2 protein-coding genes are annotated in these 1,601 nt (G+C 64.7%); both read left to right on the forward strand.

Annotated features, from left to right (window positions below; translation table 11 throughout):
* A partial coding sequence (locus FJ980_RS31030) for a methyltransferase (RefSeq protein ID WP_140547365.1) occupies positions 1-523 on the forward strand: 523 nt, incomplete at its 5' end.
* An 87-nt stretch (positions 524-610) separates the two neighbouring features.
* Positions 611-1,474 (forward strand): S49 family peptidase, encoded by an 864-nt coding sequence (locus tag FJ980_RS31035; RefSeq protein ID WP_140547366.1) that lies wholly within the window; start codon positions 611-613, stop codon positions 1,472-1,474.
* Positions 1,475-1,601: the final 127 nt, after the last annotated feature.

The raw sequence follows: 1,601 nt of genomic DNA on the forward strand, positions 1-1,601 counted from the left end.
GGCCACGCTCGCGCATCCCGGCAACGCTCACCTCGTCGACCGCGCTTCGGTGCTCGTCGCCAATGTCGCGCTTTCGGGCCGCGCCAGGACGGCGGCCGGCCTCGGCGACAATGATTTCGATTTCGTCATCATGAATCCGCCCTTCAACGCCGCGCAGGACCGCGCCACGCCCGAGCGCTTGAGAAAGGAAGCGCATGTCATGGAGGACGGGCTGTTAGAGGGCTGGATCCGCAGCGCCGCAGCAGTGGTCAGGCCGCGCGGCGGGCTTGCCGTCATCGCGCGGCCCGAGCAACTCGGTTCGCTTCTCGATGCGATCGCGGGCCGTTTCGGCGACGCCGAGATGCTGGCCGTGCATCCCCGCCCCGATGCCGCGGCGATCCGCATCATCGTCAGGGCAACGCTCGGGGCGCGCGGCAAACTCGCTATTCGGCCGCCTTTGATGCTTCACGCGCAGACGGGCGACGGCCCGTCGGAACGGACGGAGATGATCAACAACGGCCTCGCCTCCTTGTTCGGAGATTGAACACAACCTGGCCGCGATGGCCGCGGCATTGCCGTTGGCCTTGAAATTCCTACATGCTGGCAACCCATCGAGCGGAGATCGACCTCAGTGAAACGCCTTTTCAACCGCCTGCTGCCGAAATCCTGGCGTTCCACGGTCGTCACCATTCCGGTTATCCGGTTGCACGGCACCATCCTGGCGGGCGGCGGCCCGTTCCGTCCCAGCCTGTCGCTTGCCTCCACCGCCGGGCTGATCGAAAAGGCGTTTTCCTTCGATGCGCCTGCCATCGCCATCTCCATCAATTCGCCCGGCGGCTCGCCGGTGCAGTCGCGGCTGATCTTCAAGCGTATCCGCGACCTGGCGACCGAGAAGAACAGAAAGGTGCTGGTCTTCGTCGAGGACGTCGCTGCCTCGGGCGGCTACATGATCGCGGTCGCCGGCGATGAGATTTTCGCCGACCCGTCGTCCATCGTCGGCTCGATCGGCGTGGTCTCGGCTTCGTTCGGCTTCCCGGAGCTGATGAAGAAGATCGGCGTCGAGCGCCGCGTCCCCACCGCTGGCCAGAACAAGTCGGTGCTTGATCCATTCAAGCCCGAGAAAAAGGAAGACATCGAACGGCTGAAGGCGCTGCAGCTCGAAGTGCACGAAACCTTCATCGATCTGGTCAAGGAGCGGCGCGGCACCAAGCTCAAGGACGATCCCGACCTGTTCACGGGCCTGTTCTGGACCGGCAAGCGCGGCCTGGAGCTTGGGCTTGTCGATGCGCTCGGCGACATGCGATCCGTGCTCAAGACGCGGTTCGGGGCGAAAACCCAACTCAAGCTGATCTCGGCGCCGCGCGGTTTGTTCGGCCGCTTCGGGCTGTTCGGCTCGAGCAAGGGATTTTCGGCGCCCGATATTGCCGCCGCTGCCACCGGGGGCGTGATCGATGCGGCGCAAGAGCGCGCTTTGTGGGCGCGCTTCGGGCTTTGAAAACCCGGCAAAACCGTCTAGCATGAACCTCGAAGTTCCATGCATGTCGTTTTTCTCCAGAAACCGCCTTTGGACGACATGCGCCAACCGACCCGACCGGCCGCCCTTCGCCGGCCCAGCGTGGGAG

This window comes from Mesorhizobium sp. B1-1-5, from assembly GCF_006443065.1.
GTDB lineage: Bacteria > Pseudomonadota > Alphaproteobacteria > Rhizobiales > Rhizobiaceae > Mesorhizobium.